The 22565-nt window shown below is 32.4% G+C and carries 23 protein-coding genes; 13 read left to right on the forward strand and 10 right to left on the reverse strand.

Annotation, left to right across the window (positions count from 1 at the left end; genetic code table 11):
• Window positions 1–1085: 1085 nt before the first annotated feature.
• On the reverse strand, window positions 1086–1883 hold the full coding sequence (locus ACXAHM_RS19560; RefSeq protein WP_474963527.1) for a hypothetical protein: 798 nt from the start codon (window positions 1881–1883) through the stop codon (window positions 1086–1088).
• Between the two features lie 148 nt (window positions 1884–2031).
• On the opposite strand from ACXAHM_RS19560, the gene ACXAHM_RS19565 reads away from it, so the two are divergent.
• The 4 genes from ACXAHM_RS19565 to ACXAHM_RS19580 are packed head-to-tail and all read left to right on the forward strand — an operon-like array spanning window position 2032 to window position 5090.
• Window positions 2032–2868 carry an alpha/beta hydrolase family protein gene (locus tag ACXAHM_RS19565; protein WP_474963531.1) on the forward strand — a complete coding sequence of 279 codons (837 nt, stop codon included), beginning with the start codon at window positions 2032–2034 and terminating at the stop codon, window positions 2866–2868.
• Window positions 2869–3468 carry an IMPACT family protein gene (locus ACXAHM_RS19570; RefSeq protein ID WP_474963535.1) on the forward strand — a complete coding sequence of 200 codons (600 nt, stop codon included), beginning with the start codon at window positions 2869–2871 and terminating at the stop codon, window positions 3466–3468.
• 4 nt (window positions 3469–3472) lie between these two features.
• Entirely contained in the window at window positions 3473–4279 is an 807-nt protein-coding gene (locus ACXAHM_RS19575) for an EI24 domain-containing protein (RefSeq protein ID WP_474963537.1), read from the forward strand.
• Window positions 4251–5090: a hypothetical protein gene (locus ACXAHM_RS19580; protein ID WP_474963541.1), complete on the forward strand. Its 840-nt coding sequence runs from the start codon at window positions 4251–4253 to the stop codon at window positions 5088–5090. The genes ACXAHM_RS19575 and ACXAHM_RS19580 overlap by 29 nt, the downstream gene beginning before the upstream one ends.
• A gap of 376 nt (window positions 5091–5466) precedes the next feature.
• On the opposite strand, the gene ACXAHM_RS19585 is transcribed toward ACXAHM_RS19580, so the two are convergent.
• The gene (locus tag ACXAHM_RS19585; protein WP_474963543.1) at window positions 5467–6042 is read right to left on the reverse strand and encodes a phosphatase PAP2 family protein; all 576 of its coding nucleotides are present in this window, start codon (window positions 6040–6042) and stop codon (window positions 5467–5469) included.
• Between the two features lie 2 nt (window positions 6043–6044).
• Window positions 6045–7667, reverse strand: a complete 1623-nt coding sequence (locus ACXAHM_RS19590) for an ArnT family glycosyltransferase (RefSeq protein WP_474963545.1) — start codon at window positions 7665–7667, stop codon at window positions 6045–6047.
• 139 nt (window positions 7668–7806) lie between these two features.
• Here ACXAHM_RS19590 and ACXAHM_RS19595 point away from each other — a divergent pair, with 139 nt between their 5' ends.
• Together ACXAHM_RS19595 and ACXAHM_RS19600 are read left to right on the forward strand one after the other, a co-directional pair.
• Window positions 7807–8160, forward strand: coding sequence for a hypothetical protein (locus ACXAHM_RS19595; protein ID WP_474963547.1), 354 nt, complete (start codon window positions 7807–7809; stop codon window positions 8158–8160).
• Window positions 8161–8318: 158 nt separating this feature from the next.
• A complete protein-coding gene (locus ACXAHM_RS19600) occupies window positions 8319–8630 on the forward strand; it encodes a hypothetical protein (protein ID WP_474963549.1) in 312 nt (103 codons plus the stop codon).
• A 75-nt stretch (window positions 8631–8705) separates the two neighbouring features.
• Here the strand turns inward: ACXAHM_RS19600 and lepA are convergent, their stop codons facing one another.
• Window positions 8706–10499, reverse strand: a complete 1794-nt coding sequence (gene lepA / locus ACXAHM_RS19605; protein WP_474963551.1) for a translation elongation factor 4 — start codon at window positions 10497–10499, stop codon at window positions 8706–8708.
• A gap of 1281 nt (window positions 10500–11780) precedes the next feature.
• On the opposite strand from lepA, the gene ACXAHM_RS19610 reads away from it, so the two are divergent.
• Window positions 11781–11924, forward strand: coding sequence for a hypothetical protein (locus ACXAHM_RS19610; protein WP_474963553.1), 144 nt, complete (start codon window positions 11781–11783; stop codon window positions 11922–11924).
• 169 nt (window positions 11925–12093) lie between these two features.
• Window positions 12094–12735 (forward strand): peroxiredoxin, encoded by a 642-nt coding sequence (locus tag ACXAHM_RS19615; protein WP_474963556.1) that lies wholly within the window; start codon window positions 12094–12096, stop codon window positions 12733–12735.
• Between the two features lie 257 nt (window positions 12736–12992).
• Here ACXAHM_RS19615 and ACXAHM_RS19620 read toward each other — a convergent pair whose 3' ends face one another.
• From ACXAHM_RS19620 to ACXAHM_RS19640, 5 genes are all read right to left on the reverse strand, one after another.
• Window positions 12993–13907 (reverse strand): oxidoreductase, encoded by a 915-nt coding sequence (locus ACXAHM_RS19620; RefSeq protein ID WP_474963560.1) that lies wholly within the window; start codon window positions 13905–13907, stop codon window positions 12993–12995.
• 50 nt (window positions 13908–13957) lie between these two features.
• Window positions 13958–14242 (reverse strand): helix-turn-helix domain-containing protein, encoded by a 285-nt coding sequence (locus ACXAHM_RS19625; RefSeq protein ID WP_474963564.1) that lies wholly within the window; start codon window positions 14240–14242, stop codon window positions 13958–13960.
• A gap of 175 nt (window positions 14243–14417) precedes the next feature.
• Window positions 14418–14807, reverse strand: a complete 390-nt coding sequence (locus ACXAHM_RS19630) for a hypothetical protein (RefSeq protein WP_474963567.1) — start codon at window positions 14805–14807, stop codon at window positions 14418–14420.
• Between the two features lie 269 nt (window positions 14808–15076).
• Window positions 15077–15427 carry a DUF2147 domain-containing protein gene (locus tag ACXAHM_RS19635; RefSeq protein WP_474963571.1) on the reverse strand — a complete coding sequence of 117 codons (351 nt, stop codon included), beginning with the start codon at window positions 15425–15427 and terminating at the stop codon, window positions 15077–15079.
• Window positions 15428–15543: 116 nt separating this feature from the next.
• Window positions 15544–16008 (reverse strand): MarR family winged helix-turn-helix transcriptional regulator, encoded by a 465-nt coding sequence (locus ACXAHM_RS19640; protein ID WP_474963575.1) that lies wholly within the window; start codon window positions 16006–16008, stop codon window positions 15544–15546.
• A 179-nt stretch (window positions 16009–16187) separates the two neighbouring features.
• Here ACXAHM_RS19640 and ACXAHM_RS19645 point away from each other — a divergent pair, with 179 nt between their 5' ends.
• A complete protein-coding gene (locus tag ACXAHM_RS19645; RefSeq protein WP_474963579.1) occupies window positions 16188–16574 on the forward strand; it encodes a DoxX family protein in 387 nt (128 codons plus the stop codon).
• Window positions 16575–16609: 35 nt separating this feature from the next.
• Here the strand turns inward: ACXAHM_RS19645 and ACXAHM_RS19650 are convergent, their stop codons facing one another.
• Window positions 16610–18148 (reverse strand): MFS transporter, encoded by a 1539-nt coding sequence (locus ACXAHM_RS19650; RefSeq protein ID WP_474963582.1) that lies wholly within the window; start codon window positions 18146–18148, stop codon window positions 16610–16612.
• Between the two features lie 197 nt (window positions 18149–18345).
• Between ACXAHM_RS19650 and ACXAHM_RS19655 the strand changes: the two genes are divergently transcribed.
• Genes ACXAHM_RS19655 through ACXAHM_RS19670 form a run of 4 tightly spaced genes read left to right on the forward strand, consistent with a single transcriptional unit; the run spans window position 18346 to window position 22514 of the window.
• Window positions 18346–19353, forward strand: coding sequence for an XdhC family protein (locus tag ACXAHM_RS19655; protein WP_474963586.1), 1008 nt, complete (start codon window positions 18346–18348; stop codon window positions 19351–19353).
• Window positions 19346–19942, forward strand: coding sequence for a nucleotidyltransferase family protein (locus tag ACXAHM_RS19660; RefSeq protein WP_474963588.1), 597 nt, complete (start codon window positions 19346–19348; stop codon window positions 19940–19942). The genes ACXAHM_RS19655 and ACXAHM_RS19660 overlap by 8 nt, the downstream gene beginning before the upstream one ends.
• Entirely contained in the window at window positions 19943–20407 is a 465-nt protein-coding gene (locus ACXAHM_RS19665) for a (2Fe-2S)-binding protein (protein ID WP_474963625.1), read from the forward strand.
• A 1-nt stretch (window position 20408) separates the two neighbouring features.
• Entirely contained in the window at window positions 20409–22514 is a 2106-nt protein-coding gene (locus ACXAHM_RS19670; protein ID WP_474963590.1) for a xanthine dehydrogenase family protein molybdopterin-binding subunit, read from the forward strand.
• The last annotated feature ends 51 nt before the right edge of the window (window positions 22515–22565 follow it).

The following is a 22565-nucleotide window of genomic DNA, read 5'->3' on the forward strand; positions in this document are numbered from 1 at the left end:
AGTTATTATTAATCAATCATTTACATTTATTATTAAATAGGTTTTTAATTAAAGCAGTGTATCAATTCAAACCACTTTGTTCATTATCGGTCATTAATTTGAAGTTTCTTTTATAGCTAAAATAGATTACAACATATCCTATATAGAGTAAAGAAGAAAATAAACTTATCCATTTTAATAGGGTAAATACTGAAATCATCATAACAAATGAATTCTCTATTTCCATATCCGATTCTGCTTGATATATAATTTTAAGAAATCCTATATTCTCACAAAGGTCAAACATCAATGTTAATATGGGAAGAAATAGAAAATAGGAAAACCATTTATTATTTCTATTTCCAAAAAAATAAATAAAAAAAAGTATAGAATATGTATAAATAAAAGGATACATCATATCATAAACTCCACTAATTTTTTCATGAATTTTTAATTCATTAGGCTCAAGTTTATTAAAATAGTTAATGATAGATTCGTGACTAGAAAAAGGCTTTGTATCAAAGAATTCTCCTTTCGTAGACGTTATTTTATTAATTTCTCATGGGAAGAAAATAACTAATGCATAACAAGAAATTACAATGGAAAAAAACCAGAGTATTTTGTTTATTTTGGATGGCTTTGGAGAAATAGATTTAAACATTGAAAGTAATATTTATTTAAAAAATATCATTGTGAATTATTAGTTTCCAATCCAAAGTAAATCTTTTACTCCAGACTTTTCTGAGTTCTTTGTTCATTTTTATTAGTATAGGATTTAGTTAGCAAGTCTTTGATTATTATCGAATAAAATAGCGTAGAGAATAATAAATTATAATAATCTTTATTATTTATAAAAATACAAGTCCTTGTATGTTCAGATATATACAAAATTATAAAAAGAATGCAAAAAGTAACAAATGCTGATATGGTATAAATCCATCCAATTCTATTTTTATCTGCTAAATACATAATAAAATTATGAATAATTGGCAGAAAAATTAGAAGAACTCTATCAATTGTAAACAAAGGAATACTAATTAATACTGTGATTATTCCCCAATTTAGATTCTTGAGTACAGTTCCAAGTGACAACATAATTGTATTTTTTAAAGTTGAATATGAATATGATCATCATGACGAACGGCTCGACATCCATGATATCTAATTTTTGGATTAGCTAAGCCCAATCTATTTTTAAGATGCGGTTCAATAAACACTTTTCCTAATTGAGGTTGTTGCAAGATCACATTCATCAATGTTTTTGTACCTTTTTCAGAAAATTCTAATGCATTATTTATACTTCCAAAAGTAAAATATTGAGGATAGTCATATTGAAAATATCCTTCGTCAAGACACTTTTGAGGTTGATTAACTTCTCCATTTTTTACTTTTGCAAAAACTCCATAACCGCTAATTGATTTTTTCTTGTTCGTTATTTTATGGTTTGAATCTTCATAAATTAATGATAAATCAACTTTTCGACCATCATTATGACTTAAATGTGGAGGCAAAGGAAATCCATTGATAAAAGGAAAGTTAGCATCAAGATATTTCAATTTGATTCCTGATTTAGCTAATTCTTTTGATGCATTTTGTAACAATTGATTCATCTCTGGAACTACATAATTTCTATTCAAAAGAATCGTCATATAATTTGTTGGACAAAGGTTTTCAGTATTTTGAATAGGTATTCTTCCCTGCCACTTTGCGATAGGAGGTACTATAACAAATACACTTAACAAATAAAGAACTATAAAGATTCCTAATCGATAGTAAAATGCCTTTAGCTTTGTAGCTGATATAATTATAAGACTTACCAAATAAATAACTCCACCAATTTGAGTAGTCAATGTCAAGAATATTACTGTAAAAAAATGTAGTAGTACTTTTAGTATTTTGTTCATTATCACCAATTCATTTTTGTTGTTTGTTCCTTCCAAATTAAGCTACATTTTAATGCAAAACAATTTCGTATCGCATTAAACCTCAGCGAAACATAAATAGATCTTCTTTACAACTTTTTTACCCATTAAGATTTTCCTATTTTTGAATATGAAAAAGATAGAATTTGTACTTACTTCCAAGCACAACAACAAACGATTTGTCGCAGATGCACGTTGGATTGCCAATCATACAAAAAAGCCAACAGTTATTTTAGTTCACGGTTTCAAAGGGTTCAAAGATTGGGGGGCTTTCAATATGATTGCAGACCAATTTGCAGAAAAAGGCTATTGCTGTGTCAAATTAAACTTTAGTTCAGATGGTACTACCGTAGATCATCCTTTTGAAGTGACAGATCATGAAGCTTTTGGTAACAATAACTTCAGTAAAGAATTGGATGACCTGGGTGTATTGATTGATTGGTTGCACAATGAAGAATGTCCAATCAATACAATCGATTTATCTAAATTATATCTTTTAGGACATAGCCGTGGTGGTGGTGTGGTATTATTAAAAACTGCTGAAGATGCTAGAATAAAAAAGGTAGCTACTTTAGCTTCAATCCCACAAGTGAATACTTTCCCAGCAGAAACTGTTGAACATTGGAAAAAAGAAGGCATGATACACGTTGTCAATGGTAGAAATGGTGAAGAACTCCCGCTCTACTATCAAGCAGTAGAAGATTATTATGCCAATGAAGCTCGTTTGTCAATGATGAAAGTACTTCCTTCGGTCACACAACCTATCTTACATATTCATGGCGATGCAGATGAAACAGTACCTGTACAAGCTATGGATTTCTTGCATCAACTCAACCCAAATTCTATCTGTAAAACCATTGAAGGTGCATCTCATACCTTTGGAACTAAACACCCTTGGACGGAATCTCGTTTATCTAAAGATATGCAGACTGCTATTGATTACGTTTTAGAACATTTTTCAGAATAAATGGAAGACGCCTATTTAACCCTCAAAGGTACCAGCGAAGGTATCTACAAAGAAAAAGGAAGTAAATTTATTGCATTGGCTCATCATGTGACTTCAGAAGAAGAAGCAAAAGCCATTGTAAAAGGATATAGAAAAGAGTATTATGATGCTCGACATTGGTGCTACGCCTATATTATCGGTGCTGATAAAAGTAAAACTAGAGCCAATGATGATGGCGAACCAAGTGGCTCAGCAGGATTACCTATTTTAGGACAATTACGTTCAATTAATGTTACGGATACCTTGATTGTTGTGATTCGTTACTTTGGAGGTACAAAATTGGGTGTACCTGGACTAATTCACGCTTATAAAACTTCTGCAGCAGATGCATTAGAAAATGGTGAAATTGAAGAGCTTTTTGTACAAAGGAAAATCAAAATCACTTTTGCTTATCCAGAAATGAATGATGTGATGAAAGTGGCCAAAAACTATGAATTGGATTTTGGAAACCAAAGTTTTGATGAATTGTGTCACATCGAATTTTTAGTCAGAGATAGTCTTTTTCCTCAGGTCAAAGAAAAACTTGAGGATGTAGAAGGACTAATTTTTAACGAACTATAAAGGAATGAATCAACTAACTACTGTCAGAATTTACAAAACAGGTTTTCAACAATACCTTAAGGCTTTCCGCTTTATTAAGGAGAATCAATTAATGTCTTATTTCATATACATTGGCATATTTGGGTTCTTTTTATCGGTCGTTCTTCTAGGTAGTGGCTTTTATGTAAGTCATTCTATTATGGACTATGTACAAACCACCTCAATATTCGAATCTTTATTAGAATATGTTCCCTTTTCAGAAAAAGGCGAGTCCTCAGGTACTTTGTATTGGGTTTTATTTTTGATGATTGAATTGCCTGTATTAATTGCCAGTTTATTATTATTTGGACCATTAATGAATTTACTTAGTTTTCCAATTCTTGATCGTTTAACGGAAAGAATCAACGTCATTTTGTTTGAACATGATGCCGAAAGTAACCTAAATTTGGGTCGACTATTTAAGATGGCTTGGCACATTACATTACCAAATGCATTAAAAAGTATCTTTTTTACATTGGTACTTCTTCCTTTTACTTTTATTCCATTCTTAGGGCCAATTTTTTTATTTATTAATTTAATTATCAGTAGTTATTATAGTGGATTTGATATAATGGACAACTTTTTTGAGAATTGGAGTGTTTCTGTAGATAACAGTAAAAAGTTTATACGTCAAAATAAATCAATTGCAATTAGTATTGGTTTTGGCGGTAGCCTTTTGTCACTTGTCCCTATTATAGGAGGAATTTTTTCACCTATTCTTAGTCTTACGGCAGGAGGGCTTATCCTCAAAGAATTAGAAATATATGATAGCATACATCAACCAAAAGTATAAATTAATTTACTTGATATTATTATTAGGAACCTCTTGTCGATTTATCAACGAAGAAGAAACACCTGATATTGATATTCAAGTCGAATTAATTCCAATACAAATAGATTTTCAATACAACTTGTATGAGCCTACTATTTCTGATCCTGAATCAATGTTTTTTTCATACAGTAATCAACATTTAAATCATATCATCACTAAACTCAATGAACAGATTAGTACACACATGGTTTTTAACTATGACGAAGAATTCAATATTACTTCTATTGATATATTAAATTCGGATCAAACCAGAACAGGTGTATATGAATTTTCATACGATGGTTCGATTATTAATATCACACATGACGAAGTGCCTTTTGTAAAAGTGACATTACATAATACAGGGCAGATTTACAGTATCATAAATTACGAACGAAATACAATTGAATATTTTACATATGAAGATGGAGATGTTTCTGTAAATCGTGTATTTGAGGGTACTGGTGATACAACTACAGGTACACCTCTTTCTATTTCTAATTTTATATATAGCCCTTATGGGAACTCACTATTTACCTCTGCAGTAACAGCCCAAACCTTATTTATTCTTTATGAAATGGATGAATTTAAACTGACAAAGTATATCACTACCTCTAATAATAAAGCTAATTTGGTCAGCACAGAAACAATGAATGATATCAGTATTGATTATAGAATTATCTTCAATGAAAATACTTATCCAACTTCAATCTCAATGATTGAAAGAGAAAATGATGAACCTCAAAAGCAAGTCATCCATAATATTACCTATCTAGATATCACTCCTTATTAAATTAAGGTTTAACATATAAAAAAGGTCAGAAATAACGTCTTATTTCTGACCTTTTTTTGTTTTGATCCAGTTAGTTCAAAGATTGTTGTAAGTTGTAGTAATTGGTTTTGTTTCTAGTTCTAAAGTTTACTGTTCACTTTTTTGAGAATTGTTCTAACTCAGTCTTCAATTATATTTTAGTTTAAAGCACATTCTTATTTTCAATGATTTAAAGGTGCAAGATTCAGAATTATTTCTCAAAAAAATGCCGCCACATTATTACATTCCTAATACTACATTAATACACTCCATATTTGTAAGTAACTGATTATAAATATAAAAACAATAAAAAACAGACTCCAATTATTACGTCATGAAGTCTGTTTTTCTATTATCATTATTTCTTTTCGAGAAGATTATATTTATTATCGACCCAATAAATAATCTTTCTAGCAAGGTAAACGGCTATTATTCCGACTAACCAACCTCCTAATATATCTCCAACAAAATGAACTCCAACAGCAATTCTGCTATAAGAATACAAGGCTGTCCAAATAAACAAGACCCAAGTCCATTTCCATCTCTTATGCCATTCTAGAAAGAAGAACAATGCAATAGCCATAGAAGTTGAAGCATGTGATGATACAAATCCTAGAGGTCCACCTTTATAACCATGAAGGTTATGCACCATTCCTGCTAGAGCTGGATCATGCGAAGGTCTTGGTCTATTGACTAAAGGCTTAAATATCTGTGATGCGATAACATCAGCTAAACCAATCGCAATCCCTAAACCTACTAACCAAAATAAAGATTGCTTCCATCCACATTTCCAAAACATAAAACCAACTAAGAAAACATAGAGTGGCCATGAATTGACAGCTGTTGTAAGCCACCAGAAGAATGCGTCGGAAGTTTCATTATGATGACTATTGAGATATAAAAAGAGTTCTCTTTCCCAACCAAAAGGTTCCATAATTATTTTAGTTTATGTTTTTTCTCATTCGGATCAGGGAAATCAAAATTGCCTTTATATCCTCTTAATCTATATAAATAAGCGTAACGCATTAATTTTCCTGCACGTGTTACTTCTACTCTCCCTGCTTCTTCGATTGTATTGAAATATTTATCAAATTGCTTATTGACATCTCTACTCCAATTGGAGACATTGACAAAGTATACATCTTCACCTTCAGCAAGACCTCCTCTTATTTCATTAATCCAAGCATACTTATGAATGGCATCCCAATTACCCATCATTATCATTGGATGTTCATTTGGATAAGCTATATAAAAGTCAATATGCGTACCTGGAAACCATTCAAAACCAACAAATTTAGCATTAGGTTTCATCAAACCATCTTCTACATCTTTGGCTAAAATAGGCTTTAGCTTTTCATTGATTTGTCTCCAACCATACATATCTTGAGTAAAATCATATTCCCCAAAATTAGTGGGGTCTTTTTCATTTGTTTTCCCCAAATTAATAGGACTGAAATTAATCAACCAATAAGCCAAAGCTAATACAATCGTTAAAAATGTAGTTGATCCTACAATACGTCTAGGCTTCCATAATCTCCAAGCATTTTTTGCTTTTGAATCAATTAATTTATCTCTCCAATAAGCTGCAGTGATGATAATCAAAGGCAAGTATCCAGGTCCTGTCCAATGTGGTAAAGTTCTTCTAAAAATAGCAAAAGAAGTGAATACAGCTATTAAAGGTAGACCATTGAATAATAGTACTTGTAATGCTTTTTTATCCATTACTTTTCTACCCTTAGCAATTCCAATCATAGCTGCTATAATCAAATACCAGTTCCAAGGATTATTATATGCAATTTGACCCCCTACTTCTGTAAAGAAATAATCCAATCGTACTTCTAATTGAGGAGTTACACGATCAGAATGGAAAGTAAAACTAATAAAGTCATTCGCATAATTCCAATATAAAACCGGGAATAAACATAACACGGCTACTACACCAGCTGCCCATAAACTCCAATCTTTAAACCACCTACGGTCACAAATCAGAACATATAATGCTACACCAAGCCCAATAAAAGCCGCGTGGTATTTTGACAAGCCTGCTAAGCCAATCATCACCCCTGCTAACACTAAATTAATTCTTGCTTTGTTATCAATTTTAGCCACTGGAAGTGAATCTATCAAAAAGTAGATACTCAGCATCCAAAATAGTGTTTGAGGAGTATCCGGTATAATAAAAATTCCTGCTAAAATTGATGCATAAATGGAAGAGGTATACAAAAATGCTGCATAGATCCCTGCCACATGATCTTTTAGTTTAGAAGTAATTTTGAAAGCTAGAAAAGTATTGATTCCTGCGAATACAACACCACCAAGCCTCATAAAAAATTCGTAAGGTAAGTTTAGGTTTAACGTAAATAACTGAATGACCCACCCTACCATCGGAGGATGATCAAAGTGACTCCATTCAGGATATAAAGCATACGTCCAATAATATACCTCATCATTGCTAAATTCCATGGTACCACCAATGATCCCTCTGACCACAGAACTGATGACGATTAAGCGTAAAACAATCTGTGTTGCCCTACTCTCTGTAATACTTTTAGATTCCATCCTGCAAATGTAATTTATTTCGGCTAAAAGTCTTAAATAATGTTGATATCTAAACTTCTTCTAACATTTTATCGTCTTTCTAAACTTTTGAGTTGTCTCTTGAGCAAGAAAATTCTTTTTAACCTAACAGATGAATTTCATGAATTCACTATTGTCATATTTTTGGGTAAGCATCATCATAGTAAGTTTTGCCTCTTGTATCAATGATGTTAATTCTATTCCTCCAAGAACAGTTACACTAAAGTATAATTGGGAGGCTGCTGATATAGCTGGTAGAGATACGGCATTTGTAAGAATTTCTCACCAAGCGGGAGCTATGGACTTCAAAGTAGAACCACACCAAAAAGAAAGTGTCATCCAAAATGTCATTGGTAACCTCATTGTACATGAAACACCTGAATTAACAGAAGAGAAAATAGCTGTTGTTGATCAGACCTATGTTATTCCAACAGAAAGTAATCAAGAAGAAATTCACCTTGTTGCTCCAGAGTAATAAGTTATCAATAATATTATTTTATACCTCATAACTTCTCTTTGTGCTATCCAATCTTCTACCTTTTATACTTTAAAATTTCATTTCTCTATTTATATGGTAAAGTGTAAAACATTCATTATCTTATAGTTACCTATTTTAATCCATAAACCTATTTTATGAAAATTATTGACTTTATTTCCCGAGAAGATAGTGGAAATAGAGAAGTTAAAGTCGATAGAATTGAATTTAGTCTTATTCATGATGGTGTAGACGAGGTAAAAGGAGTTTTATACATGTCTGTTTATTATTTCATAAATAATTACGAAGAAAAACCTATGTGTAGAACTTATCGCTTTTGTCATTTACATACTGAAGATTGGCTTTACTTTTTAATTATTGGTGGGAATGAAGACATTGAAGCTCGCAAGTGGCTACTTGAAAGAGTGCGTACTCAATATGGAGTATCTTTCTTAAAAAAATTACGCTAAAAAGTACTTACAATCCACAAAAAAGGTTGTCTCTCCATAGAAAGACAACCTTTTTATTATAACTATTCTGTAAGACTAGTCTACTTTTAATACAGACATGAATGCCTCTTGTGTAACTTCTACGTTACCCAACTGACGCATACGTTTCTTACCTTTTTTCTGCTTTTCTAATAGCTTACGCTTACGAGAAATATCACCACCATAACACTTTGCAATTACGTTCTTACGAAGTGCTTTGATTGTCTCTCTTGCAATAATCTTAGTACCAATTGCTGCTTGAATTGGAATTTCGAATTGCTGACGGTTAATAACCTCACGTAGTTTTTCACAAATCTTCTTACCTCTATCATACGCACCATCTCTGTGTACAATTGCTGAGAATGCATCCACAGGATCATTGTTTAATAGGATATCCAACTTCACTAATTTAGAAGGTCTGAATCCGATTAATTCATAATCTAATGAAGCATAGCCTCTAGAGATTGTTTTCAACTTATCGAAGAAGTCAAATACAATTTCTGATAAAGGAATTTCAAAGATCAACTCTACTCTATCTGTAGTTAAATAAACTTGATTTTTCAACTCACCTCTTTTTTCCATACATAATGACATGATTGGTCCTACGTATTCTGCTTTAGAGATGATATTTGCTTTGATGTAAGGCTCTTCAATTCTGTCTAACTTACTTGGGTCAGGCATATCCGAAGGAGCATTTACAATTACTTCATCTTTATCTGCATTGTTCAAGTAAGCGTGGTATTGTACGGAAGGAGCAGTAGTAATTACTGTCATGTTGAATTCTCTTTCCAAACGTTCCTGTACAATTTCCAAGTGAAGCATACCTAAGAAACCACAACGGAAACCAAAACCTAAAGCGATTGACGTTTCAGGCTCCCATACTAAAGAGGCATCGTTCAACTGTAATTTCTCTAAAGAAGCACGAAGATCTTCATATTCCGTTGTATCAACAGGATAAATACCTGCGAATACCATTGGTTTTACATCTTCGAAACCTTGGATCGCTTCTTCACAAGGACGTTCTGTTAAAGTAATTGTATCACCTACTTTTACCTCTTTTGCTTCCTTGATACCAGAAATAATGTAACCTACGTTACCAGCTGAAATTGACTTTCTAGACTCTTGATCTAATTTAAGTACACCAATTTCATCTGCTTTATATTCTTTTCCTGTGTTGACGAATTTTACAAGGTCACCTTTCTTTATAGTACCATTTAAAATTCTGTAGTATACTTCTACACCACGGAATGAATTATATACTGAGTCAAAGATCAAGGCTTGTAAAGGCTCTTTTGGATCTCCTTCAGGAGCAGGAATTCTATCTACAATTGCTTCTAAGATTTTATCCACACCAAGACCTGTTTTACCAGAAGCCTCAACGATGTCTTCTCTTTCACAACCTAATAGATCCATGATTTGATCCGCAACTACTTCAGGGTTAGCATGAGGAAGATCGATTTTGTTCATTACAGGAATGATTTCTAAATCGTGCTCCATTGCTAAGTATAGATTAGAGATTGTTTGTGCTTCAATACCTTGTGATGCATCTACAATCAATAATGCACCTTCACAGGCTGCAATTGATCTTGATACTTCGTAAGAGAAATCCACGTGACCAGGAGTATCAATTAGGTTCAATACATACTCCTCTCCATCTTGAAGGTAGTTCATTTGAATAGCGTGCGACTTGATTGTAATACCACGTTCACGCTCTAAATCCATATTGTCTAGCAACTGACTCTGCATGTCACGTTGAGCAACAGTTTGAGTAGATTCTAACAGACGGTCTGCTAAAGTACTCTTACCATGGTCAATGTGAGCGATGATTGAAAAGTTGCGAATATTTTCCATCTTGTCCATATGACAAAGTTACTTCTTATTCTTAATAACTCTTTAATACCTCTGTATATATCTAACAATCTTTTTATTAAAAATAGACAGGAGGCCCAAAAATAATCACAAAAATATGGGAAAAGATTTATTCCACACGATTTCTTCAAAGGTATTATGTCTTTTTTAAATCAAATTATCATACTTCCTCCTATATCGGTACTGTATTCAGTATTAATTGGCATAAAAAGGTATTTCCTAAAGAACCCTAAAAATCTTACTTACTCTTAAATAGTATAAACTAATCGTTGTCATCATGAATATTATAAGTAACTGATGTAAAAAATGTTACAACATTGTTACATCTTAAAATAGTTCAATTTAAACGTCAATAGTACACTACTGTATTTTATCTGTCACAATTAAATTATATTTGTATCATCAATTAAGAGTATTATTGACTAATTTTTTTCTTTACCATGAAGAGTGCTTTAATGGACTATTTTATGTACACGTGACTATAAAATATTTTTTCACAGCTGGTCTCCATTAAAGCAAATTATGAACACATGAAAAGGTATCTTTTTCATAAAGATGCCTTTTTCTATAAAACACAAAAACAACACCTAAAAGATGTTGTTTGTATTGATTTCTATAACATTGAGAAATGCTAGTTTTGGGCAAGACTTAATTATCAAGTAACTTCCTCTTAATAAAATTGTAATACAATATTTGTAAAACTATTCGATAAACTCTATCGCCAAAGTTTATCCTTTTAATGAACGAAATAAGGCAAAATACTCCCATTAACTAGCTATGGTGACGGTTGTATTCCATAGTAGAAATAATAGTAACGGAAAATCGTATGTGAAATGAAATGTAAATGTTGAATTTTAAAGTACAGTAATTAATAATTTCTTTGAGAAAGGACGACAGATTATACCATCCTATTGAGATTGATTTTGAAGCGAGAGCTTGTTGTTCATATGTTTTTAATGCGGTTAGTAGTTGTGTTTATAAGTGAATAAATTTTCATTGTGTTGCAAATGTAAAGTTTTAAAAATAACATTATCAAATCAAATCGTTATTTTTAAAACACTTCATTAAATTAGTTATATACATTATTATATAAATTATATTTTAAAGTGCATTTTACCTTATTTCATTAACATTTAAAGCTTATATATTACTAGATTGATTCAACTATTTCCCTAAAATATTCAACCTTTTTACATGCTAATCCATGACATTTGTAATATGAAAATTCAAAAAATAAACGATGTCACATTAAATGATAAAAAGATGAAAAGGTTATTGATTACAATTGGTTTAGGAGTTATTTTATTTTCTTGTAACGGTACTTCTGAAGAGTCTGAATTCGAACCCATAGATCCAGGTTACACTAATCCTGTAGTTGATCCAGGATATGGAAATTCAAATAAATAATTCTAAAAAAGAGGAAAGGTATTATAATATGCCTTTCCTTTTTATTTGTTTAAACAACATTAGTATTTGCAAAACCAAAAAAATGTAATAACTTGCTTTTGAAATATAAGTCCAACTATTTCTAACATACCCAATTGGGTCTTTTATCAACCTTAAAACTATTTTAACTATGTCAACTATTCGTTTAGGTGATGTTGCACCAAACTTCACGGCTCAAACAACAGAAGGAGAAATTAATTTTCATGAATGGTTAGGTGACGGATGGGGAATTTTATTTTCTCACCCTGCCGATTATACACCAGTTTGTACTACAGAATTAGGTACTGTAGCCAAATACAAAGATGAATTCGACAAGAGAAATGTAAAGGTAGCAGCGCTTAGTGTTGATGGTCTTGCATCTCACAAAGGTTGGATTAATGATATCAATGAAACACAAAATACTACGGTAAACTTCCCCATCATTGCAGATGAAGACCGTAAAGTTTCAGAATTATATGATATGATCCATCCAAATGCTGATAGCAAATTGACAGTTCGTTCTGTTTTTGTAATTGGTAATGATAAAAAAGTAAAATTGATCATTACGTATCCTGCTTCAACAGGAAGAAATTTCGATGAATTACTACGTGTTATTGATTCATTACAATTGACAGCTTATCATAAAGTAGCTACACCTGCTAATTGGGAAAATGGAGATGATTGTGTGGTTGTACCTGTTGTAAAAACAGAGGATATTCCTGCTATCTTCCCGAAAGGTTACACTGAAGTGAAGCCTTATTTAAGAATGACACCACAACCCAACTTAAACTAAATCTTATTCACAGCATTTAATTTATAAATTGGAAAAAGGAGGTTTTCACACATTATTTATTCACACTCATTGTGGATAGTGAATAATTTGTTGAAAACCTCCTTTAATTTTATCCTTAAAACTATTTCCTTAACTCGAAATCAACCATGATGTGAACAACTTTTATCAATTCGGAGATTACGGATGTGAATTTTCAAAAAGTTATCAACAGTCAAAGTCGATTTCAAAGAAAAGGATTGCAAAAGTATAAAATTAACTTAAAAAGAGTAGTTAAAGCTTGTCAATCTTTCTGAAGCATCCCATAAAAGTTTAGCTAAATCTTCTCTATGTGAATATTTTGTCGATTTTACCTTGATTGCATTATTTCCTTTTACTTCCCTAAAACCACTTGGTCCAGTATAGTCCCCACCTTTAATATCCTCACCTAAAGCAGCATAAACTGTTGGCAAAGCTCCTTGCTGTGCTGTATTGAATAATCCAAAAAATAGATTTTCCACAATAGTCATGGCAATTTTGGGTAGGTGTTGACCTAGATTTGTCATAGATCCACCTGGATGTGCTGCAACAGCTATTGTTTGATAATTATTAGCAGTAAGTCTTCGTTGTAATTCATAAGCGAACATAATACAAGCCAACTTACTCATACTATAGGCTTTCATTTTAGAATACCCTTTTTCTGCATTGAGATTATCAAAAGTCAATTTCCCTCCTTTGTGTGCCATACTTCCTAAAGCAACAATTCTTGACCCTTTTGTTTTTTCCAACATCGGTAATAATAAACCTGTCAATAAAAAATGAGCAAAATAATTGACACCCATTTGACTTTCAAAACCTTCTTTTGTCTTTTGTAAAGGAGGAACCATGATACCGGCATTATTAACTAGAATATCTAATCGATCATGATTTTCAGTATAATTATATGCGAATAATCGAACGGAATCTAGTGAATTTAGATCTAATTCCATGATTTCTAAATCAGCATTAGGAACGATAGTTCGAATATTTTCGGCTGCAATTTTTGCTTTCTGTAGATTACGGCAAGCCAATATTACTTTCATATCTTTTAATGCAAAAAATCGAGCGGTTTCTAAACCTAATCCAACATTTGCGCCGGTCACAATAGCAATACGCCCTTTTTGAGAAGGTAAGTTCTTTATATCTTGAATATTCATTTCAATGGAATAGTTTGTTTCTAGTAATTTAGTAATTTTTTAATAGAATTTTAATCTGTTTCCTTACGAATATCTGTAGGGGACATTCCAAATTTTTCAATAATACTTTTTGACATGTGATTAATATCAGTAAATCCGAAATCATAGGCTATTTCTGCTAAGGATTTATTTGTTTCTAATATTTCCTTTTTCACTTTTATCAGTCTATTTTCTTTATAAAATTTATAAATAGTTGTTCCGAAAAGTTCTTTAAAAATAAGTGTCAATTTATTTGAATTTATTCCACTTTCTGTAGCTAATTTGTTTAAGGAAGGTTTTTCTCGAATATTTGCCAAAATATTTTCTCTGACTTTTATGGCTATTTCAACTTCATATTCAGGAAATAAAGTTTGCGACTGATTATCAATAAATTGCCTTAATGTGTTCTTAATTATTATGGTCAGCTCACGTAATTTAATTCTATACCATTCCTCTTGATAATCTTCATCTATACTAAACCTAGATTCGTCTTCAAACGAATTTCTCCATTGGATTATATGAAGATTTCCTGTAAAAAAAAGCTACTGAATCAATATCATCTATTAATTTTTGAAAGCTTTCTTTTAAGATACTTCTATTTAAATAGAAATGGACAACTTGTCTTTTATTTCCTTTTTTGTTTGTAATGATAACATTACTTGGATCTTTGATAATCATAAATCCATTGGGAAGATTTAAAGGTAATTCTTTATCTTTTGAACAATATGTCACATTTTTAATAAAGCAACTTATGATAAACTCAAATTTATCGTCAGTATGTATATTAAGAACATGATCTTTTTTAATATCATGATTGTGTGCAACTACACGAAAATTATCATCATCTTTTTTAGGCAAGAGATCTACCATTAAAAAACTCATTATCTACTTCTAATGTATGGTTTTGAGTTATTTCACCACCAAACTTTTTTATTGTAAAAAATTTATATACTTTGAATTTCCTCTATCTTTTTCAAAAGTAATATCCATTGCTAAAAACTGTTGTGTTATTACAAAATAAAAAATAGATGACTATAGTAAAAGTTCTATAAAAATTCTGCTAATGTTATCTTGGTAGAGTAATAATTTAAACATAAAAAAACCGGAACATACTCAATGTACATTCCGGTTTATTAAATATATAGGGTCAACTATTTCTTTTCCCATTCTACTGTTTTACTGATGAAGCCTACAGTTACTTCCACCTCCAAGATATTATCTTTTCTTGTGAATTCTGCATCCATCCATTTTCCTCTTTTAATAGAATAAATCTCTCCTTCATATCCCTCATCAGTAGCCTTTAGATTTCTAATGATCTGCATTCCTTCTTTTGCCTTTTCATTACCTGATGATTTTACAACACCTTGTAATTTGCCATCAATCTTTTTGATAGAAACCACAGTACCGTAATTTTTAGTATCCCAGTTTCCTTCAATACCACCTGCAAATACAGATACAATTGTCAAAATTGAAACGATGAAGATAGATAGCAACTTTTTCATTGAAATATAAATTTGAGTTATAGAGTTAAAATTGTTACTTCTATAACGCCTATATTTAAAAGTAGGTTCTCAATTAATTCTTATTAAATGTAAATGAAAATAATTTTGTAATCCGATTATTTTTCTTCTACACCTCTCAGTTTATCAATCACCTGGCTACAGATTTTTGCTTCTTCCTCTGAGATAAGATTGTATTTATTTAGCTCTTCTTTTTCTGAATGTTCATCAATTTCTTTTAATAAAGTTAAGCCCTTTTTAGTAATAGAAAGATAAACAATACGGCGATCCTCTTCACTTCTTTTACGGTCCACCAATCCTTTATCCAAAAGCTTATCTGACAATCTTGTTGCATTTGGTGCTTTATCAATCATCAAACTTTTGATTTCATTCATTGTTCTCCACTTCTCTTTTCCTCCTCTCAGGATTCTTAATACATTAAACTGTTGAGGAGAAAGATCAAAAGGTTTTAAGAACTCTATAAAATTATTTTGAATCCAATTTGCAGTATATATCATATTGGTGATAAAGCGATGTCTCTCATCGGTAAATCTAGTTTTTACTATATCGTCAATCTTAAGCATAAGGTCTCTCTTTAAATTTTCTTTTCAAAGTTAATAAAAAAATCATGTAAATAGTTTCCATGTAAAATATTTTTAATACATTTGAATTACCAAGTCTTCTAAAGAGGACTTTTTTTAAAGAAATTTTATTTTCCATGTAAAATATATACACTACAATTACTTAAACTCTTTTAATCATTATGAAAGCAAAACTTTTTTTCCGCATCGCTACTGGTTTATTTACATTATTAATGCTTTTCAGTGCTACAATGTATTTAGTTCAGCATGAAATGGTATCGGAGATTTTCTTAAAACTAGGTTTCCCTACATTCATTATATATCCTTTAGCAGCTGCTAAATATTTAGGTTTAATTGCTATTTGGAGTGATAAATTCAAAAGAGTAACAGAATGGGCTTATGCTGGATTTACTTTTGATTTAATTCTTGCGTTTGGAGCTCACGTAAATATCAGTGATGGCGAACAATTTGGTGCCTTAATTGGTTTATGCCTTGTTGCTGCGTCATATTTCTTCAGAATGAAAGTTCAAGAAGTGGAAGAAGAAACTTTATCTCCTTCCCAAGCATAATATAAAAAGTGTCAAGTTATATAAAAGAGGCGTTATCAAGACGTCTCTTTTCCTATCATAAAATAGGTAACAAAACACGTTAGAACTGTCATTATTGCTGCCAATAGTACTACTTCATTAAAAGATCTGATAAATGCGTTTCGATAAATACCTTGTATTTGAACTTTCTGTTCTTCTGTTAAAGATTTCGGTGGTTTTGCTGCTGAAAAGTTTATAGCCTCCTCGATAATTTCCTCTTTTTGAATTTCTGAAAATTCAGTTTTTTCAATTATTTGCTCCTTTACTGATGCATTAAAAGATAACAATGCATAGGAACCGATTAATGCAATAGCCAATACACTTGCCGCTCTTGCAACAGTATTATTAATACCTGATCCCACACCTATATTTTGTTCTGGTACAGCACCCATTATTGCAGTAGTCAATGGTGCAACCGTAATTCCCATTCCTATCCCTATCACTAAAAATGGAATAAAAAAGGTAGTAAAATAATCAGAGGGTCCTTCTGTAATTCCCATTCTAGAAAAGATTATATAGCCAATAGCTGTCAAAAAAGGACCTATCATAAGTGGCATTCGAAAACCTTTTTGATCTACATATTTCCCCATCATTGGAGAAATCGTCGCAATGCAAATAATAAGTGGTAGCATGGCGGCTCCTGCTCCTATTTCACTATATCCTTGTATTTGTATTAGGTTTAATGGAATAAAAAACATTGCTCCACCCATAGCTGCATACACAAACAAAGTCAGCAAATTTCCTCCTGAGAAAGTCTTGGATGAAAACAATGAAAGAGGCATCATAGGATATTTACTTTTTTGCTGTACGATGACAAAACCTATTAATCCAATAATACCAATTAGAATACTTCCTAATATAATTGGGTCCTTATAGCCAAATTGAGAAGATTCAGTAAATCCAAAAGTGATTCCAGCTAAACCAATCGTCACTAATATTGCCCCTGGAATATCCAATTGTTTTGCCTCCTCATTTTTAGTCTCCGGTACTTTTAATAGCATAGCAAAAAATACAAAAATAGATAAAGGAACATTTAAAAAGAAGATCACTCTCCACCATCCCATTCCTGCCAACCAACCTCCTAATATTGGTCCTACTAGTCCCATCAAAGCACTAAATGTCGACCATAATCCTATAGCTTTTCCTCTACTTTCATTGTCAAAATGTGCTGATAAAATGGCTAAACTCCCTGGCGTCAATAGTGCTCCGCCAATACCTTGAAATCCTCTAGCAACAAGTAATTGCATCGCAGATGTAGAAATTCCACAGACTAATGAAGAAAGGGAAAATAAGACAAGTCCCATTAAAAATATCTTATTTCTTCCATACAAATCTCCCAAAGATCCGCCTACCATCAATAATGCCGAAAGAAATAAAGAATACCCATTTATTACCCATAATAATTGGGTACCATTGAGTCCTAAATCTTTTTGCAAAACAGGCAAAGCCACATTTAACGCAGCTCCATCTATGAAGACTAGACTTGATGCTAAGATGGTAGTAACTAAAGTCCATTTTTGAGTAGCAGAATAAGTGATGTTTTTTGAGTTCATCATACAATATAAAGCTTTTAAGGAGAAGGCGACATTTTTTAAAAGTGAGATGAAATCGTCTTTTAAATACATCAAAATTACCCACTCTCTCTCCAATCTTATTAATTTTTTATAAAAAATTTAATCTATTATCGTTAATCGTTATATTGTTCCAACAACTCTATCTACACCATGTCAATCATCCAACTTTAAATTAAATAATGATACACGAACTTAAAGAAATCATTTATGCCTCTTATCGTGCTCAACAACAAAAGATTAAATCTGTATTGATCTCTGTCGTTGGTCTCAATGGCTCCTCTTATCGTAAGCCTGGAGTAAGAATGTTATTGCTCGAAAATGGACAAATGATTGGTGCTATCAGTGGTGGATGTGTTGAGAATGAGGTGAAAAGACAAGCAGCTCCTGTTTTCCAAAACAACACTTCTAAAATCATCGAATATGATGGGCGTTTTCGATTAGGTTGTGAAGGTGTATTGAAGATATTAATTGAGCCTTTTTCTGTTAATGAAGAAACACTTATTCATTTTCAAAATACATTAAAAAAACGTCAAGAAGTAGATATCATAAGTTATTTTTCAGAGCATCTCGACTTAGTAAGTGATAGTCATTCTATTCTTAAAGTGGATGATCAATCAATTTATCATCCTAAACCAAAATTGGATTTACATGGATTTGAAGCCTATCATCAGACTTTAAAACCCGAATTCCAATTGTATATTTTTGGAGTTGAACATGATGCTAAAGCTTTATGTCAATTTGCCTCTTTGACGGGGTGGAATGTCTGTATCATTGATACCTTAAAAGGAACTAGCGATGTAACGGATTTTCCTGGTGCAAAAAACTTGATCCGACTTAATGAAGATGAAATACATTCATTGACTATGGATCAACAAACTGCTATTGTGATTATGACACATAGTTTTGTCAAGGACTTAAAATACCTGCTTCGGCTATCGAAAAAAGAATTCGCATATTTGGGCGTGTTGGGAGCTCGTAAAAGAAAGGAAAAATTGATTGATGCTTTATTTGAATATGCCCCTGAATTAGAACATACTTTTATTGATAAAATACATAGTCCTTGTGGATTGAATATTGGATCAATTACACCTCAAGAAATCAGCATTTCTATTCTTGCAGAAATTCTTGCAGTAACCAGAGATAAACAACCTTTTTCATTAAATCAAACTTCCCTATTTAATGTCTAAGGCTATTTTAATACTCGCTGCAGGTAGTTCATCAAGACTTGGAAAACCAAAGCAAACTTTAATTTGGAAAGGGAAAACATTAATAGAAGATGCAATTGAAAAAGGATTCGGTGAACACAAACCTATCTTCGTAATTACTGGAGGAAATAAGATTAAGATCTCTCCATATATTTCTCCTAATACGGCGACTGAAATTTATTTTCCTTTATGGAAGGAAGGAATGGGAAGTAGTTTGAGTTTTGGTTTAAAGGAAGTCAAAAAGCGTATTCCTTCTCTAAAGAAAATAATGGTGCTTTTGAGTGATATGCCGTTGATTACAAAACAACACCTTACTCAACTTTGGGATGCAGCAGAACAACATTCAATTGTATTAAGTCAACATGAAAATATAAAAGGAGTGCCTGCTATTTTTGATCAATCTTTGTTTTCTGAAATTATGAAATTAAAAGGAGATCAAGGTGCAAAGCAATTCCTCAAAAATTATAAGTCTGAAATAAAAATTATACCTTCTTCAACTCCTTTTTTTGACATAGATACTGAAGAAGATTATAAAAAATTACTCGAAATAGAACAAACACAATCTGTATAAATCATGGAATTTACACTGAACATCAACAAAAAAAACTATACCGTTGAAGTGGATGACGGTACCCCATTACTTTGGGTGTTAAGAGACGAAATCGGATTAGTAGGGACAAAATTTGGCTGTGGAGTTGGACAATGTGGTGCTTGTACTGTTCACATTGATGGAGTGGCACAACGTAGCTGCCAACAAATGGTTGAATTAGTAGAAGGAAAAGAAATTACGACAATTGAAGGATTATCTGAAAATGGTGATCATCCAGTTCAGAAAGCGTGGGAAACAATCGATGTTCCTCAATGTGGCTATTGCCAAAGTGGTCAAATGATGACAGCTTCTGCCTTTTTAGAAAAGAATCCTAATCCTTCTCAAGAAGAAATCCGTATGGCGATGAATGGTAATATTTGCCGTTGTGCCTCTTATAATAGAATTGAAAAAGCCGTTGCTTTAGCAGCTGATAAAACTGAAGTATAAAATGAGCAATTCCACAATCAACCGTAGAAACTTCTTAAAACTCTCTTTACTGGCAAGTGGAGGAATGCTGATTGGTGTTGGCTGTTCTACTAGTGAGGAAAAAGTGGCTAAAATGCCCACTTCAATTGATGATTTAGACTTCCATCATTTTAATGCATTCATTGAAATGTCAAAAGATGGATATGTAAAAATATATTCTCCAAACCCTGAAATTGGTCAAGGAGTAAAAACAGCAATGCCCATGATTGTTGCTGAGGAATTGGATATTCCATGGGAAAAAGTGTTTGTTGCTCAAGCACCTTTGAGTAAAGATTTTAACCGTCAAGTTGCAGGTGGTAGTCAGTCGATCCGTCAAAGTTTTCCTACTCTTCGTATGGCAGGAGCTACTGTAAAACTATTATTAATGACAGCGGCAGCGAATCAATGGAAAGTAGATATCGCAGAATGCAAAGCACAACAAGGAATTATTACCAATGCAAAAGGTGATAAAATAAAATATGCTGATTTAATTGATGCTGCTGCAAAATTACCTCTACCAAATGAAGCTCCATTAAAAGAAGCAAAAGACTTTACTTTGATTGGTAAGGCTATCAATAATGTTGACATTAAACCTATCGTAAAAGGGGAGTCACTTTATGGAGTAGATTACAGAGAAGAAGGAATGAAGTTCGCAGCTGTAGCTCGTCCTCCTTTTGGTGCTAAATTAAAATCTTTTGATGCAGTAGCTGCTAAAAAAGTAAATGGCGTTTATGATGTCATTCAGTTTGACCAAAAAGTTGCGGTCATTGCCAAAAATACTTGGGCTGCTTTTAAGGGTAAGTCAAAACTCAATGTAGTTTGGGAAGATCTTCAAAAAGATGAAAATACCACACTTTTTGATAAAGAAATGGATCAATTACTGAATGCAAAATCTCTTGAAAATAAAGCAAGTGAGGGTGATATTCAAAAAGCAATGGCATCAGCAACACAGACATTAGAGAAAACATACGAAGCTCCATTTTTACCTCACAATACCATGGAACCAATGAATTTCTTCGCTGATGTAAAAGAAGATAAAATCCGTTTGGTTGGTCCTACTCAAGTTCCGCAAAGCTCAGCAAAAAAAATCGCTAAAATGCTTGATAGAGATGTTGCCAATGTGAGTGTCGAAATGACAAGAATGGGTGGTGGTTTTGGTCGTCGATTAAGTACAGATTTTGTAGAAGATGCAGCAATGGTTTCTCATTTAGCAAAATCACCAATCAAACTTGTTTACACAAGAGAGGATGATATGAGTATCGGTCAATATCGTCCAAAAACTAAATATAAAATCAAGGCATCTATCAAAGATGGAAAAGTGATAGGTTACCATGTAAAAGAAGCGATTGTAAATAACAATGGTATGGTTTACGGTATCCAAAAGTATTTCCCATATGGTGCTGTTGATAATTATAAGGCAGAAACTGGCGTTGTTGATGCTGATGTCACTACCCTTTGGTGGAGAGCTCCAATTACAAACTTCCTTGGCTTTGCTACAGAAAGTTTCATGGATGATTTGGCACTTACAATGAAAAAAGATCCTATTGATCTTCGTATGGAATTACTGGAAGCGGCAAAAGGTAAAGAAATTGCTTATGATCCTGAACGTATGCAAAATACTATTCAGTTAGTCAAAGAAAAGTCCAATTGGGGAAATACTCCAGAAGGTACTTATCAAGGCTTTTCATGCTATTACAGCCATAATAGTTATGTTGCTGAAGTTTTGGATTTAGAAATGAAAGAAGGTAAACCCGCCGCCAAAAAGGTCTATGCAGCGGTAGATTGTGGTATTGTCATCAATCAATCAGGAGCCAAAAATCAAATTGAAGGCGGAATCCTTGATGGTATTGGTCACGCGATGTATGGCAATTTAGAGTTAAAAGATGGTATCGCTCAATCTCAGAATTTTGATAAATACAAGTTGATCAGAATGATGGATACACCTGTAGTCGAAACTCATTTTGTAGACAGTAACGAAGCTCCTTCAGGATTAGGAGAACCAAGTATGCCTCCATCAGGTGCTGCTTTTGCCAATGCTTATAAAAGAGCGACGGGCAAAAGATTATTGAAACAACCTTTCTTTGGTTAAAAAGAAAAACTATAAAATAAAGAAAGCCCAAGCATAACACTTGGGCTTTTG

Source organism: Flammeovirga sp. AWQ4_249 (assembly GCF_056161045.1).